Source organism: Serratia sp. CoH_134_PS_4 (genome assembly GCF_058190535.1).
On record NZ_JBXWKI010000060.1, the window covers coordinates 1 to 222 of the forward strand.

1 pseudogene is annotated in these 222 nt (G+C 54.5%); it reads left to right on the forward strand.

Annotated features, from left to right (window positions below):
* Positions 1–64: 64 nt before the first annotated feature.
* A pseudogene (locus AC2FCQ_RS24725) lies at positions 65–145 on the forward strand (IS1 family transposase); the annotation flags it as partial.
* Positions 146–222: the final 77 nt, after the last annotated feature.

The window sequence follows — 222 nt, forward strand, 5'->3', positions numbered from 1 at the left end:
GGAACGGTCTGCGTTGTCGGGAAGATACGTGATCTGATCCTTCAACTCAGCAAAAGTTCGATTTATTCAACAAAGCCTCAGCTGTCCCTCCTGTTCAGCTACTGACGGGGGGGTGCGTAACGGCAAAAGCACTGCCGGACATCAGGGGGTCGGTTCCGGCTGAGGGCGAAATGACACCCTAAGCGTTAGCTCTGTGTCGTTGCACGATGTCAGCGACGGTAT